The sequence below is a fragment of the Streptomyces ferrugineus genome (assembly GCF_015160855.1).
In the GTDB taxonomy this organism is placed as follows: Bacteria; Actinomycetota; Actinomycetes; order Streptomycetales; family Streptomycetaceae; genus Streptomyces; species Streptomyces ferrugineus.
In genome coordinates this window covers 5,885,893-5,905,686 of sequence record NZ_CP063373.1, presented here as the reverse complement: position 1 = coordinate 5,905,686, position 19,794 = coordinate 5,885,893, and the positions used below count along the sequence as shown (strand labels likewise).

Below are 19,794 nucleotides of genomic sequence, written 5' to 3'. Positions count from 1 at the left end.
TCCTGAACGTACCGACTGGTCGGACTGGGTGGAAGGGTCAGGAAACAGCCACGGCGGCGCGGTCGCGCCACGCGTGGCGTCTCAGGCGTGCGCGCGCAGCCAGTTCACCTTGGCCGCCTCGTGGAAGGGGCCGCCGCCCTCGTGGTCGTTGAAGTCGTACACCTCGATGGCCTTCTCGTCGTGGGCCCAGGCGTTGAAGGCCGCGAAGACCGTGGAGGGCGGGCAGGTCTGGTCCTCCAGGGCCGCCGAGAACAGGGCGGGCGCCCGGCCGCGGGCCGCGAAGTGAACACCGTCGAAGTAGGACAGCGTGCGCAGGGCGTCCTCGGTGCGGCCCCGGTGGGTCTTGAGATAGAGGCCGATCTCACGGTACGGGTGACGGTCCGTGAGGGTCGCCGCGCGCGGGAAGTCGCACAGGAACGGCACGTCGGGCGCGATCGCCGCGAGGTCCGGGACCAGACCGCCGACCGCGACCGTGAGGCCGCCGCCCTGGCTCACGCCCAGCGCGATCGTGCGCGCGGCGTCGGCCAGCGGATGCGAGCGGGCGGCCTCGACGGCACGGACCGCGTCCGTGATCACCCGGCGGTAGTAGTAGTTCTCGGGCGCGTCGATGCCCCGTGTCATGAACCCGGGGTACGCGGGCCCGGCCCCCACCGGATCCGGCGTCCCGCCACCTGCGCCCCACGCGCTGCCCTGGCCGCGCGTGTCCATCATGAAGTGCGCCCGGCCGGTGGAGGCCCACAGCAGGTTCTCGTGCGGCAGGCCGCGCCCGCCGCCGTACCCGATGAACTCCACCACCAGCGGCAGCGGCTCCGTGGCACCGGCGGGCAGCCGCAGCCAGCCCTTCACCGGCTGACCGCCGAACCCGGCGAACGTCACGTCGTACACCTCGACGGTGGACAGCCCCGCGTCGACCGGCTCGAAGCGGGCGTCCAGGTCGTGCCCACGCGCTTCCTCGAGCGTCTTGGACCAGAACGAGTCGAAGTCCTCGGGCTCGACGGACTCGCTGCGGTACTCGCGCAGTTCGTCGAGGGGAAGGTCGAACAGGGCCATGAAGGACCGCCTTTGCGAAGAGTGACTGCGGTTGATCACACCGTACGTGGGTGATCGGAGGACTCGCCAGATCTCTGCCGCGCCGCGAGGAGAGCCCGAGCGGCTGGCCGGACGCCGGCGGTGATCGGGTGACCGGTGCCGGCCCCGCCGCGCCTCACGCCCGGCGGCCCGTCCACTCCGGCTCCGTGCGGGCCCACTCCTGTTCCCACTCGGCAAGGCGACGACGCATCGCGGTGTGCCGGACGCAGCTGTGGCCGAGCAGGATGACGGCGACCGCACCGCCCGTCGCACAGACACCGATGGTGACGGTGTGCTGCCAGACCGCGGTGCCGTCCGGCGGTGGGGCGACGCTCCGCCCCTCGGAGTCGAGCCAGACGCGGACCGTGTCGCCGGTCCGCGCGCCCGCCGGGACGCGCGCCGAGGCCGTCCGCGTCCCGTTCTCCGGATCCGTCCAGCGGACCGTCGCCAGGGCGTACGGTTGCCGGCCACCGTGAGCCAGGGGCACCCCGCCCGAGGTCCCGCCGACGACCTCGGCCCGGACGTGCCGGCGTTCGGCGCGCTGCTCGCGGACCGCGGCCCGGGCGTCGTCGTGGGCCCACCAGGCCGCGATCACCCCGACCAGCGGTGCGACGACGAACAGCAGGACGGCCACCCCCAACACCGTCCACGTCTCCACGACATCGGACCGGCGCCGCAGCGGACTCGGCCGCAGGCGCCAGCCACGCACACGGCTTCGCATGGCGTTCAGGTACCCCGCAAAGCGGACATCGTGCCTCAGGCATGCCGTCCACCTCACCCACGCCCGCGTACGCACCCGCGGCCGGCCCCGGACGGTCGGTCAGCCGAAGCGCTCGATCCGGATGCGATGGACCGGCTGCCCGGCCGCCACCAGCAACCGCGAGGCATGCTCGGCGAACCCGTTGGAGCCGCACACATAGGCCTCCCACCCACCAGGAGGCTGCTCTGCCAGGAGCGGCGCCACATGTGCGGCGGCCATACGGCCCACCGGCACACCCTCCGGCGCCCTCCGCGTGAACACGGGCGTCGTCTCCGCGCCGTACTCCCGCGCGTAGATCAGCTCCTCGGGACCGCGCGCCGACACCAGCAGCCGCAGCGGCACATCCAGACCGCGCGCCCGGTGGTGCCGCACCATCGACATCAGCGGTACGACGCCGGAGCCGGCGCCGACCAGCAGCGCCGGCCGGTCCCCGGGCCAGGCGAAGAAGCCGCTGAGCGGGCCGCGCACCTCGACCGTGTCACCGGGCTCGGCGACGGTGTGGAACCAGCCCGACACCTCACCGCCCTCGACATGGTCCAGGGTCAGCTCGATGTGCCCGGAGTCATCGGGCGCGGATGCGATCGAGTAGTGGCGCTGGGCCACATAGCCGTCCTCGGCGGTCAGCCGCAGCATCAGGTGCTGGCCGGGCAGATGCCCCGCCCAACCGGGCACCGCGAGCCGGAAAGTGGCGGCGTGCGGGGTCTCGCGGCGCACCTGGGTGATCGTGGCCGTCTGCCACACCGCGGCGGCCTGCTCGCTGACGGCGATCCGACCGGGCACCGCGAACCGGGTCGGTGGCGTGAACGTCTCGGCTGCCTCAGTCACCGCGGTACCGCTGCTCCTCCCAGGGGTTGCCCCGGGCGTGGTAGCCGTTCTGCTCCCAGAACCCCGGCTCGTCGTGGTCCAGGATCCGCAGCCCCGCGATCCATTTGGCGCTCTTCCAGAAGTACAGGTGCGGCACCAGCAGCCGCGCCGGGCCCCCGTGCTCCGCGGCGAGCGGCCGCCCGTCGTACTCCCAGGCGATCCAGGCACGCCCACCGGTCAGATCGGCGAGCGGAAGGCTGGTGGTGTAACCGGTGTGCGAGTAGGCGACGGCATGTGTGGCGGACACATGGGGCCGGACCATATGGAGGAAGGCGTCCAGCGACACACCGCCGAACCGCACACCGAACTTCGACCAGCTCGTCACGCAGTGGATGTCGCCCTCGTACACCGATCCCGGCAGCTCGTGCGCCTCCTCCCAGCTCCAGCCGCGCGGTTCCTCGACCAGACCGTCGATGCGCAAGGACCACTCGGCGGGCGTCAGCTCGGGAGTGACCTCGGCGGACAGCACGGGCCAGTCGTCGCCCGCGTCGTACTGGCCGGGCGGCAGCGCGGCGTTCCTGACGCGGGGGCGTCCGGTGAAGCCTCGGGTGACGTTCATGCGGGGAGTGCCTCCAGGCCGTCGGGGCGACGGCCCGCGGGTTGAGCGTGATCGGTACGTGCTTCGCACAACCGTACGCGGTCCGGCCCGGTCGATGTCCGGGAGCCGCCGTGATCGTTGGGGTAGGGTTGGCGGTCCGGCCGGGACAGTCCCGGTCCCGCGCAGACCTGGGAGGTGAGACCCATTACCGCTGTGTCAGGTCGGGTGCTCTCACCTCGGATCGGCGCGGATCACCGCCGGTAGGCGGCCGCGAGAGCACCCTTCGGCTTCCGAAAGGCTCTCGGCTTCCATGCCCCCTCTGTCTGCTTCCTCGCCGTCCTCCCCGTCGCCGCTCTCGCCCGACGCCGTCGTGGCCGCGCTGCGCGCCGCCGGCTGTGTCTTCGCCGAGGACGAGGCCCGGCTGATCCTGGCCACCGCCCGCACCCCGGACGAGCTGGCCGCCATGGTGGACCGGCGCATCACCGGCCTGCCCCTCGAACTCGTCGTCGGCTGGGCCGAGTTCCGCGGGCTGCGCATAGCCGTCGAACCCGACGTCTTCGTACCCCGCCGCCGTACCGAGTTCCTGGTCGAGCAGGCCCTCGCCCTCGCACCCGACGCGGCCGTGGTCGTGGACCTGTGCTGTGGCTCGGGCGCCGTCGGCGCGGCCCTGGCCGCCGCACTCGGCGCACCCGGCCGGGTCGAGCTGCACGCGGCCGACATCGACCCGGCAGCCGTGCGCTGCGCCCGCCGCAACGTGGCCCCGTACGGCGGTCACGTGCACGCGGGCGATCTGTTCGAGGCACTCCCCGGCAGCCTGCGCGGTCGGGTCGGCATCCTCGCGGCGAACGTGCCGTACGTACCCAGCGACGAAGTCGGGCTGCTGCCCCCGGAGGCCCGCGACCACGAGCCACGTGGCGCCCTCGACGGCGGTCCGGACGGCCTGGACGTCCTGCGCCGGGTGGTCGCCGAGGCGCCCCACTGGCTGGCGCCCGGCGGCTGCCTGCTGGTCGAGACGAGCGAACGCCAGGCGCCGACCGCCCTGGACGCCTTCACCGACAGTGGACTGTCGGCGCGTCTGGTCGTCTCCGAGGAGCTGTACACGACGGTCGTGGTCGGTCTCAGCCGGCCGTGATCAGGTCGACGCGCCGCTCTTCGAAGGGCTCGCGGAGGGGTCGGGGTTCCGCCAGTCCCAGTGCCGCGGCCCGGGGAGGCCGCCCCGCCACTCGCCCGGCCCGCGCTCCGCGCCCCGGTCCTTCTTCCACTCGTCCCAGTCGCCCGCCAGCACCCGGGAGGCCGTCCTGGTGTCGTCGTCGGACCGCGTGCCGACGACGTAGATGTCCTCGCCCTTCCTGAGGTCACCGGCACCGGAGGAGCCCTCGTCCCCGAAGTGCCGGACGGTGGTGTCCGAGCCGACGGTCCAGGTCCACGCGGCGCCGTCCTCGCTCTTGACCGTGACCTGGTCGCCGTCCACCTTGTCGATGGTGCCGCGCTGCCAGGTCCGTACGACCCACTCGTCGCTGTCGGGATCCTTGACGGTCGACTCGCCGTGGACGCCGCCGCCTCCGCCGTGCCCGAACCACCAGCCGGGCCCGTGCCGTTCGCCAGGGCTGTCCGGCGACGCCGACCCGGAGGCCGCGGGCGAGGCCCCCTCGCCGGAGCCCGACGAGGTCGCGGCGTAGGCGACCGTGCCGCCGAGGGCCAGGACGGCCACCGTGGCCGCCGCGGTCACCGCCCGGGCGCGGACGGACTGCCGCTGCCGCAGCCCCCGCAGCGCGTTGCCCCGCGCGGGGTCGCGCTCCGGGCCGCCCGGCCCCGTGAGCACCTCGAAGTCTCCGCCGGCCGGCTCGCCGCCGGCGTCGTGTGCGTGATCCGGATCGTGTGTCACCGCTCGCTCCCATCGGTCACGGCACCCGGCATCCCCATGCCATGCCTTGCTGTGATTGTGGGTCGCGGACGGTAAGGAACGGGTAATCAGTTCCTGTGAAAACGGGCCCGCCCTGTCGCCGCCGGTACCGGGGCGGTCAACTCGGGGGCAGCACGCGCGCGATGAGCAGCGCCACGTCGTCGGAGTTGTCGGGCCGGTGCAGGGTGCGCAGGAGGAGGTCGCAGCACTCCTCCAGCGGCCGGTCGGGGTCGTCGAGGAGCTCCAGGAGCGCGTCCAGGCGCTCGTCGAGCGGGTGTTGACGGGTCTCGACGAGCCCGTCGGTGTAGAAGACCAGCTGGTCGCCCGGTTCGAGGTCGACGGTCGTCGTGGAGAAGGCGACGCCGCCGACGCCCAGCGGTACTCCGGTGGGCAGTTCGAGGAGTTCCGGGGTGTGCCCGGGGCGGACGCGGGCGGGCGGCAGGTGGCCGGCGTTGGCGATCCGGCACAGTTGCAACTGAGGGTCGTAGACGGCGTAGACGCAGGTGGCGATGGAGTGGTCGAGGCCCTCGGTGATCTTGTCGAGGTGTTCCAGGAGCCGGGCAGGTTCGAGGTCGAGGGATGCCAGGGTGTGCGTCGCGGTGCGCAGTCGGCCCATGGTCGTGGCGGCGTCGATGCCGCTGCCCATCACGTCGCCGACGACGAGCGCGGTCTTGCCGCCCTCCAGTGGGATCACGTCGAACCAGTCGCCGCCGACCTCGGCGCTGGCGCCCGCGGGCTGGTAGCGGGAGGCGACCTCCAGACCGCCGGTCACCGGAGGATGGCTGGGCAGCAGGCTGCGCTGCAGGGTGAGGGCGGTGTCGCGGGCGTTCTGGTACCAGCGGGCGTTGTCGATCTGCACGGCCGCGCGGGCGGCGAGTTCCCGGGCGAGCAGCAGGTCGTCCTCGCTGAACGGCAGCGGATTGCGGGTGCGTTTGAGGTCGAGGGCGCCGAGCACCTCGCCGCGCGCGATCAGCGGCACCGCCAGATAGGAGTGCACGCCCGCGCGCTCCAGCTGCACGGCGGCCTCGGGGGAGCGGGCGATCCGCGGCAGGTCCTTCTCCTCGACCCGGGTGACCAACACGGGGCTGCCCGTGCGCACGCACTCGGTGACCAGGCGGTCCGGTCCGTAGCGGGCGACCTCGCCCGGCTGGTCGGCGGCGGCGAGGGCCACCGTGACGTGGTCGGACTGGACGGCCAGGGCGCGGATCACCGCCGGCTCGGAGGGGCCGAGGGTGCTGCGTCTGCCCTCCACCACGGATTCGAGCAGGTCGACGGCCGCGACGTCGGCGAGCTCCGGTACGGCGACGTCGGCCAGCTCGTGCGCCGTGATCTCCAGCTCCAGCGTGGTGCCGATCCGCGCGGAGGCGTCGGCGATGAGCGCCAGGCGCCGCCGTGCCGTCTCGGCCTCGACTGCGGCCCGGTGCTGGTCGGTGATGTCCACGGCCATCCCGGCCACGCCGAGCACCGTCCCGGCCGTGTCCTCCAGCCGGTAGAGCGAGATGGACCAGTAGTGCTCCCGGTCCGGATCGGCCGGTGTCCGGCCCACGATGCGCTGGTTGATGATCGGTTCACCGGTCCTGAGCACCGCGCGCAGGGCCGCCTCGATGGCGTCGGCGTCGACGCCCGGCAGCAGCTCGCGCGGCGTACGGCCGATGTGGTCCTCGGCGGGGATGCCGTTGAGCCGGGCCAGCGCGGGGTTGACCGAGACGTAGCGCAGCTCGGTGTCGAGGACGGCGAGGCCCACCGGGGCCTGTGCGATGGTGCGCGTCGACAGCGCGACGTCCCGCTCCAGCCGGCGGACCGTCGACTGGTCGGCGCACAGGCCCAGCGCGTAGATGTCGCCCTGGTCGTCAAGGAGCCGCATGTTGCGGAACTCCACCAGGCGCGTGCCGCCGTCCTTGCGCCGGATCGGGAACGCCCCGGCCCACCCCTCACCGGTCTCCATGACATCGGAGAACAGCTTCACGACCAGGTCCAGATGCTGCTCGTGCACCATGATCCGGGCGGCGTACTGGCCCAGCGCCTCCTGCGCCGAGTAGCCGAAGAGCTCCTCCGCCTGGGGGCTCCACAGCACGATGCGCCCCTCGGTGTCCAGCACCACCGAGGCCACGCCGAGCACGTCGAGCAGCCCACTCGGACCCACCGGTCCGCGCACCGGCTCGTCGCCCTCGGCGACGGGAGGTTCGGCTGGAGACATGCCACGCACCGCCTTCGCCCATTGTCGCGGCACGCCGTTCCCCCGTGCCGACTCCCCTTGTTCTACCGCGTTCAACCGTCTCCCGGCCCCCTCGGTCGCTCACCTCCACCATCCCTCAACACGGCGGCGGGCGTCCGCCGAAGTCAGCAGCGGGGCACGCGACTGTGGCCGAACAGACAGCCGACGTTCGCCGTCTTGGTCTGTACATGACTACATCTCGACCGCCAGACTGTCCGCCGACACGCACCCACCCCCCCCGAGGAGTCGCTCCCATGGCCCTGCGCGCCCGGCAACGTTGTCACGCGGTTGTCACCGGCCTCGTCGCCCTCGCCTCCGCAGCCGTGCTGTCCACCGCGGCGCACGCGCAGGCCGCCGACACCTGGACGGAGGTCGGCTCCGACCGCGCCAACCCGCTGACCGAGAGCCAGGGCCTGACCTCCGTGGAGGTCCCGGCGAACAGCCCCAACCGCTACACCGGCATCGGCACCATCCCCGCCTCGGTGAGCAGCCGTGGCTGGAACCATGTGGGTGACCCCGACGCCTCCTACAACGGCTACTACATCGAGCCGTACCAGGCGGACTCGGGCACCGCGAAGATGTTCCGGGTGCAGGCGCCGGACGGGACCTGGTCGGAGTACGTGCACACGCTGGGCTCCGGGGAGGCGCTGAACAACTCCTTCGTCGCCGTCACGCCCCGCGGCCAGTGGATGGTGTCCGGCGAGTGGGGCACCATGACCCGACTGCTGGTCCACCCGACGCCCGGCGTCAACGCCGGCACCTCGCCCTCGGCGAACCTCCCCTGGACCTCCAGCATCCGGCTCGACCACGCCGTACGCGACGTGCAGGGCTGCGACTTCCTCGATGCCAGGACCCTGCTGTGCTCCTCCGACGACCCCGCGGGCACGCTCTTCGGCATGACCAAGCCGCTGCTGCAGATCGACCTCTCCGCAGAGCCCGGCTCGTCCGACGTGACCGGCCACGTCACGGCCTTGCGTCAGCTCCCGCTGCGCAGCTCCTGCTCGGGCGAGTTCGAGACCGAGGGCATCGACTACGACCGCCGTACCGGCACCCTGCGCGTGATCGTCCTCTCGCCGGGCTTCTGCGTGCTGACCGACAGCAAGACGTACCGGTTCACGCGCGGCTGAGACACGGGCCGGAGGGCGCCGCCGGTAGTGCTCCGGCGCGCGTGGTGCTTTTCTTGGGGTTGGGGTCCGGATCCGCGGGCTACCCGTGGTTCCGCGGTGCGGCCACGAGAGGAGCGATCACGATGGATCGTGAACGACTGCACGAGGAGCCCGTGTCCGTCGAGATCAGCGGATGCAGCAAGGAAGACGCCCGGATCGTGTTCGACGCGCTGTGCACGTGCTTCGAGTCCGACCGGGGCCCCGAGGACGTGCCGCAGCAGCTGCATGAGACGCGCCCGATGGTGTGGCTCGGCACGTTCGAGGTGACGGACGCGCACGAGTGCCCGCCGCCCGCCCGGCTCTCGTCGTCCGTCGAGGCCGACGCCCAGGGCGGCTACTGGGCCATCGAACGGCTCCGTACGACGCTGGACTCCCTGTTCACCGTCCACGACCTCGCCTCGGCCTCGGGCGACCAGGAGCGGGAGCTGCATGTGGTGCTGGAGAGCCGGTGAGCGTGACGACGCTCATGCGCCCAGCAGGGTGAGCACGGCACGCCTGTAGACGGCGTGGACGGCGGGCAGGTCCGCGAGGCAGGCCCGCTCGTCCACGCCGTGCAGCCCTTCGTGGCGGACGCCGAAGCCCGCCGTCGCCGGGATGCCCCGGCCCGCGAGGAGATTGCCGATGTTCGAGGGGCCCGCTGTCTTCGCCCGCACCGCCAGCCCCTCCGCGGCGGCCGCGTCCAGCAGCGCGGCGGCGGGCTGCTGATCCTTTTCGAGACGGTACGGCGGCCAGGACGCCACCGGGGTGATCACGGTCGGCCGCGGCGCGGGCATCCGGGTGTCCAGGTCGGCCGCCGCGTCCCGGATGAGCCGTTCGGCGTCGTGTGCGTCGAAGGCGGGCGTGGTGCGGATGTCGACGCCGAGTTCGCACCGGTCGGGGACGACGGAGAAGCCCTGGCCGCCATGGCAGGAGGTCACCGTCAGCTTCGGCGGGAGGGGGAAGTCCGCCTCGGCGGGCGGGAGCGCTGCGGCGTCCAGCAGGCGTACGAGCTCGGCCGCGCGCGAGACGGCTCCCGGCGTCGTACGGCGGCGGGATCCGGAGTGCCCGGAGTCGGCGTGCACCGCGATCGTGGCCCGCCACAGGCCGCGCCCGCCGACCACGACCTCGTCCGGGCCCGGGTAGCCGATCATCACTCCGGCCGGCCGGACTGCCGCCGGGTCGGCCAGATAGGCGCGGGCACCGCCGAACCCGCCCGTGTGCTCGTCCACGTCGAGGAGCACTGCCAGCCCCCCGCGCAGGGCGTCGGAGCGGCCGTGCAGCTCGGCCGCGATCCGGCAGAACATCGCCGCGGCCAGCTTGGAGTCGGCCGCGCCCCGCCCCCGCAGCCAGCCGTCGACGACCTCGCCGCAGTCCGGCGGGAACGACCAGGCGCCCTGGTCGCCGTACGGAGCCGTGTCCACGCAGGCGTCCAGCGCCCACCAGGGGCCGGGCCGGCCGCCCGCGATCTCCACCAGGAGCCCGACGACGCCGCCCCGCTCGTCGTACAGGCGCCGAGGCGGCAGGTCGCGGCCCGCGAGCCAGTCCTCCAGGGCGGCGAGGACGGGGCCGTACTCGTCGATGCCCGCGCGGCTGGGGCGTCGGATCAGCTGCTGGGCGAGGGCGACGACATCGGCGTACGGGCTCATGGGAGCACTGTGCCCGACAGTGGTTCGGATCACCCTTCCCCGCTTGTGCAACTAGTTGCACAAACGCGGTGCGGTCCTCTACAACTACGTCAGGCACGACACCGCGCACGGAGGGCCCCGATGAGCCGATACCCGCACCTGCTGAGCCCGCTGGACCTGGGCTTCACCACGCTGCCCAACCGCGTCCTCATGGGCTCCATGCACGTGGGCCTCGAGGAGGCCGAGCGCGGTTTCGAGCGCATGGCGGCCTTCTACGCGGAACGGGCGCGCGGCGGCGTGGGCCTGATCGTCACCGGTGGCATCGCTCCCAACGACGAGGGCCGGCCCTACGAGGGCGGCGCCAAGCTCACCACCGAGGCCGAGGCCGAGCGGCACCGGGTCATCACCGACGCGGTGCACCGCGAGGGCGGCCGGATCGCGATGCAGATCCTGCACTTCGGCCGGTACGCCTACCACCAGGACCTCGTCGCCCCGAGCCCGCTCCAGGCGCCGATCAGCCCCTTCCCGCCGCGCGAGCTGACCGACGCCGACGTCGAGCGGACCATCGAGGACTACGCGCGCGCCGCCCGCCTCGCGCAGCAGGCCGGCTACGACGGCGTGGAGATCATGGGCTCCGAGGGCTACCTCATCAACGAGTTCATCGCCACCCGGACCAACCACCGCGCCGACCGCTGGGGCGGCTCGTACGAGAACCGCATGCGCTTCCCGGTCGAGATCGTCCGCCGGGTGCGCGAGGCCGTCGGCGACGACTTCATCATCGTCTACCGGCTGTCCATGCTGGACCTGGTGCCGGGCGGCTCCACGCTCGACGAGGTGATCACCCTCGCGAAGGCCGTCGAGGCCGCCGGGGCGACCATCATCAACACCGGTATCGGCTGGCACGAGGCGCGCATCCCGACCATCGCGACATCCGTCCCGCGCGGGGCGTACACCTGGGTCACCAAGCGGCTGATGGGCGAGGTGTCGGTGCCGCTGGTCACCACCAACCGCATCAACACCCCCGAGCTGGCCGAGGAGCTGCTGGCCGACGGCCGCGCGGACATGGTGTCGATGGCCCGCCCGATGCTCGCCGACCCCGACTTCGTCGCCAAGGCCGAGGCCGGCCGTCCCGAGGCCATCAACACCTGCATCGGCTGCAACCAGGCCTGCCTCGACCACACCTTCAGCGGCAAGATCACCTCCTGCCTGGTCAACCCGCGCGCCTGCCACGAGACCGAGCTGACGCTCTCCCCGACCCGACTGCGCAAGCGCGTCGCCGTCGTGGGCGCCGGACCCGCCGGACTGGCCTGCGCGGTCAGCGCGGCCGAGCGCGGCCACGACGTCACCCTGTTCGACGCCGCGAGCGAGATCGGCGGCCAGCTCAACGTCGCCCGCAAGGTCCCCGGCAAGCAGGAGTTCGACGAGACGCTGCGCTACTTCCGCCACCAGCTCGACTGGCAGGGCGTCGACATACGGCTGAACACCTGGGTGTCGGCCGAGGACCTCGCCGCCTACGACGAGGTCGTGGTCGCCACCGGCGTCACCCCGCGCACCCCGGACATCCCCGGCGTCGACCACCCGAGCGTCGTCGGCTACCTCGACGTCCTGCGCGACGGCGCCCCCGTCGGCGACCGCGTCGCCATCCTCGGCGCCGGCGGCATCGGCTTCGACGTCGCCGAGTTCCTCACCGACGGCGGCGACAAGGCCAGCGAGGACCCCGAGACGTACTTCCGCCACTGGGGCGTCGACATGGACTACACGGCCCCCGGCGGCCTCGCCGCCCCCGAGCGCCCGGCCCCGCCGCGCACCGTCCACCTGCTCCAGCGCAAGACCACCAAGGTCGGCGCCGGGCTCGGCAAGACCACCGGCTGGATCCACCGCACCGAGCTCAAGCACCGGGGCGTCACCATGGTCCCGGGCGTGCGCTACGACCGGATCGACGACGCCGGACTGCACGTCACCGTCGGCGAGGAGAGCACGGTCCTCCCGGTCGACACCGTCGTGCTGTGCACCGGGCAGGAGCCGCGCCGCGACCTGTACGAGGAGCTGCTCGCCGCGGGCCGCAGCGCGCACCTTATCGGCGGCGCCGACGTGGCCGCCGAACTGGACGCCAAGCGGGCCATCAAGCAGGGCACGGAGCTGGCGGCGAGCCTGTAGCGACGGTTCAGGCACTGCAGCGACGGTTCAGGCACTGCGAAGGCCCTGAGGGCCGTCCCTAGGATTACTCCATGTCACTCCCGCACGCGATCCTCACCGCCCTGCTGGAAAAGCCGTCCTCGGGGCTGGAGCTGACCCGTCGCTTCGACAAGTCGATCGGGTACTTCTGGTCGGCGACACATCAGCAGATCTATCGCGAGCTGGGAAAACTGGAGGCCGAGGGGTTCATCCGGACCCTGCCGTCGCGGCAGCCGGCCCGTGGGCAGAAGAAGAGCTACGAGGTCCTGCCCGCGGGCCGCGCCGAACTGGCCCGCTGGACCGGCGCGTCCCAGGACCCGAAGCCGCACCGCGACACGCTGCTGCTGCGGATGCGCGCCGCGGCCGTCGTGGGGACCGAGGGCATCGAGGCCGATCTGCGCCGCCATCTGGAGCTGCACCAGCGGCAGTTGGCCGAGTACCAGGAGATCGACAAGCGCGACTTCCCGCCCGGCAGGGACAGCTCGCAGGACCGGCTGCGGCACCTGGTGCTGCGCGCGGGCATCGATCTGGAGACCTTCTGGATCCAGTGGCTCACCGGGGCGCTGGAGGAGTTCGCCGAACTGCCCGGTCCCGAAAGGGCGTGAGGCGAGGGCCGTGTACGACGGCCGTCGGCTCGTTGCCGCGATGCCCCCTCAGAGCCGGTACGGCTTCGACTTGCGGCGCAGGTACAGGGCCGTGACCACGGCACCCGTGCCCACCAGTACACCGCCGCCCACCAGGGTCAGGGTGCCGTAGTCCCGTGAGCCTCCGCCCATGCCGCCCATGACACCGCGCGACGGCGTGGCCGTGGCGGAGATCGTGCGCGTGGGGGAGGGGCCGGAGACGACGACCGACTGGGTGCCCGCGGTCGTGCCGTTGGAGCAGATGACGATGACGGTGTACGTGCCCGCGCGCACGTTCGACCAGGCCGCCGACTGCAGCGCGCTCGTCCCCGACAGGGAGACCTGACGCCCCTGCGAGAAGTTCGCCTGGCTGCTGGTGAGCAGCGAGGCGGTGCCCCAGCTGCCGTTGACGTTCGTGCACGACTTGGTCGTGACGGAGACCGTGGACCCGGTGGTGCTCACGGAGATCCCCGACTGCGCGGCGGCCGGTACGGCGGCCGCGAAGAGGGGGAGAGCGGAGGCGGCTGCCACGGTCAGGCCCGTGCGGAGGAAGAGCGATGAGTTGCGCATGTGATGCCCTCCGGCGGCACGGTCGGCGGTACGTCCGTTGCGCCGCCGAGGGTCGGGTACGCCCGTGCTGCCTCAGGGGAAGCCAACGCGCCCCGGGGCCGGCCCGCATGCGGGCGTCGCCCGGACAGGTGACACGCTGCTGCACCAGGGGGACAACGGACCCGATGTCAGCCCCGCTCGCCGGTGGTCACCGTCTCCTCCGCCGAGAAGCCGCCCCAGGTGCCGTCCGGCAGCCTGCCCCGGATCCGCACCCGGTGGCTCACGCCGCGCTCCGGGCCCAGGTAGAAGCTGTACGTGGCCCGCTCGCGAGGCGGGCTCGCGCCGTACACCAGCGAGGTCGCCGTACGGCCGTCGAGCTCGATCCGGTACTCGGTGACGACACCGTCGACGCGTGGCGGCACCCAGCTCAGGTCGAGGTGGTACGCCCCGTCCGCGCGATGGGTCGTGGCCCGGAACCCGCTGGGCGCGGTGCCGCGTCCGTCGTCGGTGCCGGGGGTGGCGAGCCGGACGGCCGCCGTGGGCGGGGAGAGGTTGTCGGCGGCGTCCCGCGCCCGGACGGTGAACGAGTAACGGGTGCCCGGCCTCAGCCCGGTGACCACGGTCGCCGTCTGGTTCCCGCCCACACTGTGGATCTTTGTGTCGCCCTGATGGATGTCGTACGACACCACATCCCGGTCGTCCGTCGCGGCCGTCCACGACAGCTGGACCGCGCGGCTGCCGACCGCACGGGCCGTGGCCTTCCCCGGTGGCGCAGGGGCCTCGTTGTCGGCGGCCACGGCCGCCGGAGTGGTCGCCCGGACCACCTTGCTGGGCGGCCCGAGGCGCCCATCCGTGTCACGGGCCCGCACGCTGAACGCATAGGAGGTGGACGGCTTGAGCATGGTGACATCCACCATGTGCTCCGAGCCCGTGACTTCCTTGACCTTTGTAGGGCCGCGATACACCTCGTAGACCCGGATGCCGCGATCCGCCGAGACCGCGTTCCACATGACATGCACGCTGGTCGCACTGCCCGCGTCGGCCGTGACACCGGTGGGCGCCCCGGGCAGCCGTCCGCCGCCGTCCCCGTCCGGCCCGCCCCAAGCACAGGACGAGAGCAGCGCCGACGCCGCGCAGACGGCGGAAACGAGAACGAGAACACGTCGCACGACTCTGCCTCCCGGGGGCGGCCTCGCGGGAATGGTCCGGACCAATATGACGCGCTGACGCGGTCACATCAAGAGGGCGGGTGCCGGGGAACCCGCCGGTCGTCGATGCCCGCCGGCCGTTGGTGATGCGCCCGGAGGATTACGTATGCTGAAGCTCCTCGCGGCCGAACTCTCCCTGGGAGAGGGGGAGTTCGTGCCGCCCGGCGCGGGCCGCTGTCGTCGCTGATCCGGCGCCGGACGCGGGTGGTCGGCGGGCCGGGGTCCGGCGCGGGCTCGGGCCCCCGGCCCCTGGCGGGGAGTCCGGGGGCCGACGTCGTGTCGCCGGGGTGTGCGCCATTTGCCCCTCTGGAGTGGCAGCATGATCCAAACGCCGGTATACGGGGCGGCCCGGGAGTTCGTCGCCGCCCCGCTGCGTGTCCGCCGGCGTCCCCGGCGAGAGGGTTCCTGATCGTGCGCTTCCAGTCGCTGACGCTGGCCGCGGCAGGCGCCGCTCTGCTCGCCCCGACCCTGCCGCCCCCCGATCCGCCCGCCGCCCAGGACGGGCCCGAGGTGCACCGCGAGGTCGACGTCAGCGCCGCCGAACTGCTGGCGAAGGTCCAGGACTGCACCCCCGTGTCCCACGGGCGCTATCGCAGCGACGGCGATGCCCCCGCGACGATCCCGGTCTGCGGGGCGGGCGACGTCGTGTTCTGGAAGGCCGACATGGACATCGACTGCGACGGGCAGCCCACCGACCACTGCAACGACCGCACGGATCCCTACTTCTCCGAGGCGACGGCCTTTCGGCAGTCCGACGGCCGGTACCTGAGCGCCGAACACCTGCCGTACATCGTCGTGCCCACCCCGAGCGACCTCTGGGACTACGCCGCCCACGGCATCCGCGGCGGCTCGGTCGCGGCCGTCGTGTACCGGGACCGGGTGCGGTACGCGGTCGTCGGCGACGTGGGCCCCCGCGACATCATCGGCGAGGCGTCGTACGCCACCGCCGAGGCGCTCGGCATCCCACCCGACCCGCGGACCGGCGGCACCGCCTCCGGCGTCACCTACATCGTCTTCAAGAACACGCGGGTGACGCCGATCGAGGACGCCGCGGCCGCCGTGACGGCCGGCGAGCAGTTGGCGAGGGAGTTCGCACGAGGCGGATGAAGCGCTCGCGCGCCGTGTCGTGGCGAGGCGTCAGACCGCCGCCCAGCCGTCGTCGACCGGCAGGATCGCGCCGTTGATGTTGCTCGCCGCGTCCGAGGCGAGGAACACGATCGCGGCGGCCTGCTCCTCGGCCCGGGCCAGTTTGCCGATGTTGACGAAGTGCGGGCCGAGCGCCGCCGGTCCGTGCGCGTCCTGCGCGGCGTCCACCACGATGCCGGTCTGAGTGCCGCCGGGCGCTATCGCGTTCGCCCGGATGCCCTGCTTGCGGTACATCACCGCGAGGGACTTGGTCAGCCCCACCACTCCGTGCTTCGACGCCGTGTACGCGGCGCCCGCCGCACTGCCGCGCAGACCGGCCTCGGACGCCGTGTTCACGATCACCCCCCTGCCCGACTGCAGCATGTGCGGCAGCACCGCGCGGGTGAGCAGGAACGGGGCGGTGAGATTGACCCGGACGACCCGCTCCCACTCGGCGTCGGTGACGTCCGCGAGTGCCGACATGCGGTCCATGATCCCGGCGTTGTTGACCAGGACGTCCACGCCGCCGAAACGCTCGACCGCGGTCTCGACGACCTGGTCGACGACGGCCTGCTCGCTCAGGTCGCCCACCACCGCGACCGCGCCGCCGCCCGCCTCCTCGATCTCCCTGACGACTTCCTTCGCGCCTTCGGCGTTGAGGTCGGCCGCCACCACTCTGGCGCCGTGCTCGGCGAAGGCCAGGGCGGCCGCGCGCCCGATGCCCGAGCCCGCTCCGGTGACGATGACGCTGCGTCCGTCCAGTCCGGTGGTCATGTGGTGCTCCTGATCCATGAGTCAGCGAGGCGGCATCCGGAACGCGCCTGGGGCCTCACGATACGGCTTTATGTCTCTGAGTGACATAAAGTCGTGGGGGAGAATCCCGGGACAGCGATCAGCGCCGGCCGGAGGGGAACATGACCGCAGCCCGTGAACAGACGAGCCGCCCCACGGGCCGACCGCCCCTGACCGAGGAGCGCAAGGCCGAGATCCGGCTGGAGATCGCGCGGGCCGCGGTGGACCTGTTCGTCACCCAGGGCGTGGCGGCGACGACCGGCGAGCAGATCGGGGCGGCGGTCGGTGTCTCCGCGCGGACCGTGTGGCGCTACTTCCCGAGCAAGGAGAGCTGCGTACGGCCGCTGTTCTCGGCCGGGATCGACTTGATCGCCGACTGTCTGCGGCGGTGGCGTCCCGGGCAGCGGCTGGAGGAACTCTTCGACCGGGAACTCGCGGACGACGAACTCGCCCTCGTCGGCCCCGACCGTGCGACCGTCGGCGCGCTGGTACGACTGACCCGCACCGAGCCCGGACTGCGCGCGATCTGGCTCCAGACCTACGACGAGGCCGAACCGGCGTTCGCCCGAGCCCTCGCCGAACGCGCCGGCCTCCCCGCCGACGACCTGCGCCCGACGATCCAGGCGGCGACCTTCAACGCGGCCCTGCGCGCGGCGGTCGAGCACTACGCCTGGCACACCGTCGACACCGACCCCGACCGGGAGACGGCACAGGCGGAGCTGACGGCGACACTGCGTGTGGCGCTGGGTGTGGTGGCGGAGGGGATCGCGTAGAACACCGGCGCCGGGCCATATGTGGCGGACACACATGTGCCGTCAAGCCAGCCAGTCACCGGGACCTCAGGGGGTGACAGCCACGGCCCCCGGCACACACGCCCGAATCCGAATCCGGATCCGGGACGCGACCGAGGGGGCCAGGCCATGGGTGCGGTGCCCGCCTCACACCTTCCGGTACGTGTACGCCTCCGACGCCGCCGCCTCCACCGCAGCCAGGTCGGCGCCGGCGGCCGCGGTGACCACCGCCGCCACCGCCCCCTCGACGAACGGCGCGTCCACCAGGCGTGTGCTGTCCGGGAGTTCGTCGCCCTCGGCGAGCAGGGCCTTGACGGTGAGGACCGCGCTGCCCAGGTCGGTGAGCACCGCGACCCCGGCACCGCGGTCCACCGAAGCGGCCGCCGCCGCGATCAGTTCGGCGCTGGTGCCGAGCTCGCCGCCCTCGGTACCGCCCGCCGGGGCCACCGGCACCGCCGTGGCACCGCCCGCGAGCCCCTGCGCCAACTCGGCCACCGACGCCGCCACCTGCGCGCTGTGCGAGACCAGCACGATGCCGACGAGCCCTTCGCCCTTGTCGTCACTCACCGGCCGCCTCCGTCAGTGCCGCGATCAGCAGCGCCGAGGACGTGGCACCGGGATCCTGATGCCCGATGCTGCGCTCCCCGAGATAGCTCGCCCGCCCCTTGCGGGCCTGCAACGGCGTCGTCGCCACGGCGCCCTCCTCGGCTGCGGCCCGTGCCGCCACGAAGCCGTCGCCGAGCGCGTCCACGGCCGGCACCAGTGCGTCGATCATGGTCTTGTCGCCCGGCGCGGCGCCGCCGAGCGTCATGACCGCGTCCACGCCGGCCCGCAGCGCCTTGGCGAACTCGTCCTCGCCGACCTCACCGGCGTCCCCGAGGGCCTTGCCGGTGCGGCGCAGCAGCGTCCCGTACAGCGGCCCCGACGCCCCGCCGACCGTCGAGATGAGCTGGCGCCCGGCGAGGATCAGGATCGCACCCGGCGTGGCCGGCGCCTCCTTCTCCAGCTCCGCCGTCACGGCGGTGAACCCGCGCTGCAGATTGCTGCCGTGGTCGGCGTCGCCGATGGGCGAGTCGAGAGCGGTGAGCCGTTCCGCCTCACGGTCCACGGAGGCGGCGGTCGCCGTCATCCAACGGCGGAAGAATTCGGCGTCGAGCACTGGATCTCCTTGCGTGACAGATGCGTTGCGGTCGTCCGGCTCCGGATCACATACCCCACCGCAGCCCCGGCGTGTTCACCGGCGCGTCCCACAGCCGCAGCAGTTCCTCGTCGACCTGGCACAGGGTGACCGAGGCGCCGGCCATGTCGAGCGAGGTGACGTAGTTGCCGACGAGGGTGCGGGCGACGGCGACACCACGTTCGGCGAGCACCCGCTGGACCTCGGCATTGAAGCCGTACAGCTCCAACAGCGGGGTCCCGCCCATGCCGTTGACCAGGACGAGCACGGGGTTGCGCGGCGTCATGTCCTCCAGGACGGCGCCCACCGCGAAGTCGGCGATCTCACCCGAGGTCATCATCGCCCGCCGCTCCCGGCCGGGCTCGCCGTGGATGCCGATGCCCAACTCCAGCTCGCCGGGCGGCAGATCGAAGGTGGGGCTGCCCTTGGCGGGCGTGGTGCAGGCGCTGAGGGCGACGCCGAAGCTGCGGGAGTTGTCGTTGACCTGTCGCCCGATCGCCTCCACCTGCTCCAGCGGCTGCCCCTCGTCCGCGGCGGCACCGGCGATCTTCTCGACGAACAGCGTCGCGCCCGTGCCGCGCCGCCCGGCCGTGTAGAGGCTGTCGGTCACCGCCACGTCGTCGTTGACGAGTACCTTCGCGACCTGGATGCCCTCGTCCTCGGCGAGCTCGGCGGCCATGTCGAAGTTGAGGACGTCGCCCGTGTAGTTCTTCACGATGAACAGCACACCGGCCCCGCTGTCCACGGCCGCCGCGGCCCGCACCATCTGGTCGGGCACCGGCGAGGTGAACACCTCGCCCGGACAGGCCGCCGACAGCATCCCCGGACCCACGAAGCCCCCGTGCAGCGGCTCGTGCCCCGACCCGCCGCCGGAGACCAGGCCCACCTTCCCCGCCACGGGCGCGTCCCGCCGTACGATCACCCGCTTGTCCACATCCACGACCAGCTCGGGATGCGCGGCGGCCATTCCCCGCAGCGCGTCCGCGACCACGGATTCCGCGACGTTGATCAGCATCTTCATGGGTGCCTCCTGGTGGGGCTGGCAGATGGGTGAGCGACCTTCGTGTCAGCGGGTCGGGGCGGTCGGGCCGGCGGCCGACGGGGGCGGTCCAGGGCGGTCGGAAGCGGCTTTCGGCGGTACCGGTGCTGACTTCGATGACGGATGGTCAGGTTCCTCGGGCGGTCCGATGTGAGTCGACGGGAAACACTTCTGTCGGCAGTATCGACCTTGGGCAG

At 72.6% G+C, this 19,794-nt stretch carries 20 protein-coding genes; 7 read left to right on the top strand and 13 right to left on the bottom strand.

Going from position 1 to position 19,794, the window contains the following annotated elements; translation table 11 throughout:
• Positions 1-81: 81 nt before the first annotated feature.
• The 4 genes from IM697_RS26660 to IM697_RS26645 form a co-directional block, all read right to left on the bottom strand.
• Entirely contained in the window at positions 82-1,050 is a 969-nt protein-coding gene (locus IM697_RS26660) for an acetylxylan esterase (protein WP_194038643.1), read from the bottom strand.
• A gap of 154 nt (positions 1,051-1,204) precedes the next feature.
• Positions 1,205-1,789, bottom strand: a complete 585-nt coding sequence (locus IM697_RS26655; RefSeq protein ID WP_194038642.1) for an Rv1733c family protein — start codon at positions 1,787-1,789, stop codon at positions 1,205-1,207.
• Between the two features lie 99 nt (positions 1,790-1,888).
• Complete coding sequence (locus IM697_RS26650) at positions 1,889-2,653, bottom strand: ferredoxin reductase (RefSeq protein ID WP_228044179.1); 765 nt, start codon at positions 2,651-2,653, stop codon at positions 1,889-1,891.
• On the bottom strand, positions 2,646-3,251 hold the full coding sequence (locus IM697_RS26645) for a sulfite oxidase-like oxidoreductase (RefSeq protein WP_194038641.1): 606 nt from the start codon (positions 3,249-3,251) through the stop codon (positions 2,646-2,648). The genes IM697_RS26650 and IM697_RS26645 overlap by 8 nt, the downstream gene beginning before the upstream one ends.
• 289 nt (positions 3,252-3,540) lie before the next feature.
• On the opposite strand from IM697_RS26645, the gene IM697_RS26640 reads away from it, so the two are divergent.
• Complete coding sequence (locus tag IM697_RS26640) at positions 3,541-4,362, top strand: putative protein N(5)-glutamine methyltransferase (protein ID WP_194038640.1); 822 nt, start codon at positions 3,541-3,543, stop codon at positions 4,360-4,362.
• Here the strand turns inward: IM697_RS26640 and IM697_RS26635 are convergent, their stop codons facing one another.
• On the bottom strand, positions 4,363-5,115 hold the full coding sequence (locus IM697_RS26635; RefSeq protein ID WP_194038639.1) for a hypothetical protein: 753 nt from the start codon (positions 5,113-5,115) through the stop codon (positions 4,363-4,365). It abuts the gene before it with no gap.
• 136 nt (positions 5,116-5,251) lie between these two features.
• Positions 5,252-7,330, bottom strand: a complete 2,079-nt coding sequence (locus tag IM697_RS26630) for a SpoIIE family protein phosphatase (protein WP_194038638.1) — start codon at positions 7,328-7,330, stop codon at positions 5,252-5,254.
• 272 nt (positions 7,331-7,602) lie between these two features.
• Between IM697_RS26630 and IM697_RS26625 the strand changes: the two genes are divergently transcribed.
• Both IM697_RS26625 and IM697_RS26620 read left to right on the top strand, forming a co-directional pair.
• Entirely contained in the window at positions 7,603-8,475 is an 873-nt protein-coding gene (locus tag IM697_RS26625; RefSeq protein WP_194038637.1) for a hypothetical protein, read from the top strand.
• A 122-nt stretch (positions 8,476-8,597) separates the two neighbouring features.
• Positions 8,598-8,966, top strand: a complete 369-nt coding sequence (locus IM697_RS26620) for a hypothetical protein (RefSeq protein WP_194038636.1) — start codon at positions 8,598-8,600, stop codon at positions 8,964-8,966.
• Positions 8,967-8,978: 12 nt separating this feature from the next.
• Here IM697_RS26620 and IM697_RS26615 read toward each other — a convergent pair whose 3' ends face one another.
• Positions 8,979-10,139 (bottom strand): M20 family metallopeptidase, encoded by a 1,161-nt coding sequence (locus IM697_RS26615; protein ID WP_194038635.1) that lies wholly within the window; start codon positions 10,137-10,139, stop codon positions 8,979-8,981.
• 120 nt (positions 10,140-10,259) lie between these two features.
• Between IM697_RS26615 and IM697_RS26610 the strand changes: the two genes are divergently transcribed.
• Together IM697_RS26610 and IM697_RS26605 are read left to right on the top strand one after the other, a co-directional pair.
• Positions 10,260-12,275 carry an NADPH-dependent 2,4-dienoyl-CoA reductase gene (locus IM697_RS26610; protein ID WP_194038634.1) on the top strand — a complete coding sequence of 672 codons (2,016 nt, stop codon included), beginning with the start codon at positions 10,260-10,262 and terminating at the stop codon, positions 12,273-12,275.
• 71 nt (positions 12,276-12,346) lie between these two features.
• Positions 12,347-12,898, top strand: coding sequence for a PadR family transcriptional regulator (locus IM697_RS26605; protein WP_194038633.1), 552 nt, complete (start codon positions 12,347-12,349; stop codon positions 12,896-12,898).
• 48 nt (positions 12,899-12,946) lie between these two features.
• Here the strand turns inward: IM697_RS26605 and IM697_RS26600 are convergent, their stop codons facing one another.
• Positions 12,947-13,486, bottom strand: coding sequence for a hypothetical protein (locus IM697_RS26600; RefSeq protein ID WP_194038632.1), 540 nt, complete (start codon positions 13,484-13,486; stop codon positions 12,947-12,949).
• 167 nt (positions 13,487-13,653) lie between these two features.
• On the bottom strand, positions 13,654-14,634 hold the full coding sequence (locus tag IM697_RS26595) for a fibronectin type III domain-containing protein (RefSeq protein ID WP_194038631.1): 981 nt from the start codon (positions 14,632-14,634) through the stop codon (positions 13,654-13,656).
• A gap of 450 nt (positions 14,635-15,084) precedes the next feature.
• Between IM697_RS26595 and IM697_RS26590 the strand changes: the two genes are divergently transcribed.
• Positions 15,085-15,780: a glycoside hydrolase family 75 protein gene (locus tag IM697_RS26590; RefSeq protein WP_194038630.1), complete on the top strand. Its 696-nt coding sequence runs from the start codon at positions 15,085-15,087 to the stop codon at positions 15,778-15,780.
• Positions 15,781-15,810: 30 nt separating this feature from the next.
• Here IM697_RS26590 and IM697_RS26585 read toward each other — a convergent pair whose 3' ends face one another.
• Positions 15,811-16,572 (bottom strand): SDR family NAD(P)-dependent oxidoreductase, encoded by a 762-nt coding sequence (locus IM697_RS26585; protein ID WP_194038629.1) that lies wholly within the window; start codon positions 16,570-16,572, stop codon positions 15,811-15,813.
• A 140-nt stretch (positions 16,573-16,712) separates the two neighbouring features.
• Here IM697_RS26585 and IM697_RS26580 point away from each other — a divergent pair, with 140 nt between their 5' ends.
• Positions 16,713-17,363, top strand: coding sequence for a TetR/AcrR family transcriptional regulator (locus IM697_RS26580; RefSeq protein WP_194038628.1), 651 nt, complete (start codon positions 16,713-16,715; stop codon positions 17,361-17,363).
• Between the two features lie 165 nt (positions 17,364-17,528).
• Here the strand turns inward: IM697_RS26580 and IM697_RS26575 are convergent, their stop codons facing one another.
• From IM697_RS26575 to dhaK, 3 genes are read right to left on the bottom strand one after another with little or no spacing between them, the layout of a single operon-like run.
• Positions 17,529-17,948: a PTS-dependent dihydroxyacetone kinase phosphotransferase subunit DhaM gene (locus IM697_RS26575; RefSeq protein ID WP_194038627.1), complete on the bottom strand. Its 420-nt coding sequence runs from the start codon at positions 17,946-17,948 to the stop codon at positions 17,529-17,531.
• Positions 17,941-18,540: a dihydroxyacetone kinase subunit DhaL gene (dhaL, locus tag IM697_RS26570; protein WP_194038626.1), complete on the bottom strand. Its 600-nt coding sequence runs from the start codon at positions 18,538-18,540 to the stop codon at positions 17,941-17,943. The genes IM697_RS26575 and dhaL overlap by 8 nt, the downstream gene beginning before the upstream one ends.
• A 46-nt stretch (positions 18,541-18,586) precedes the next feature.
• A complete protein-coding gene (gene dhaK, locus IM697_RS26565; protein WP_194038625.1) occupies positions 18,587-19,579 on the bottom strand; it encodes a dihydroxyacetone kinase subunit DhaK in 993 nt (330 codons plus the stop codon).
• Positions 19,580-19,794: the final 215 nt, after the last annotated feature.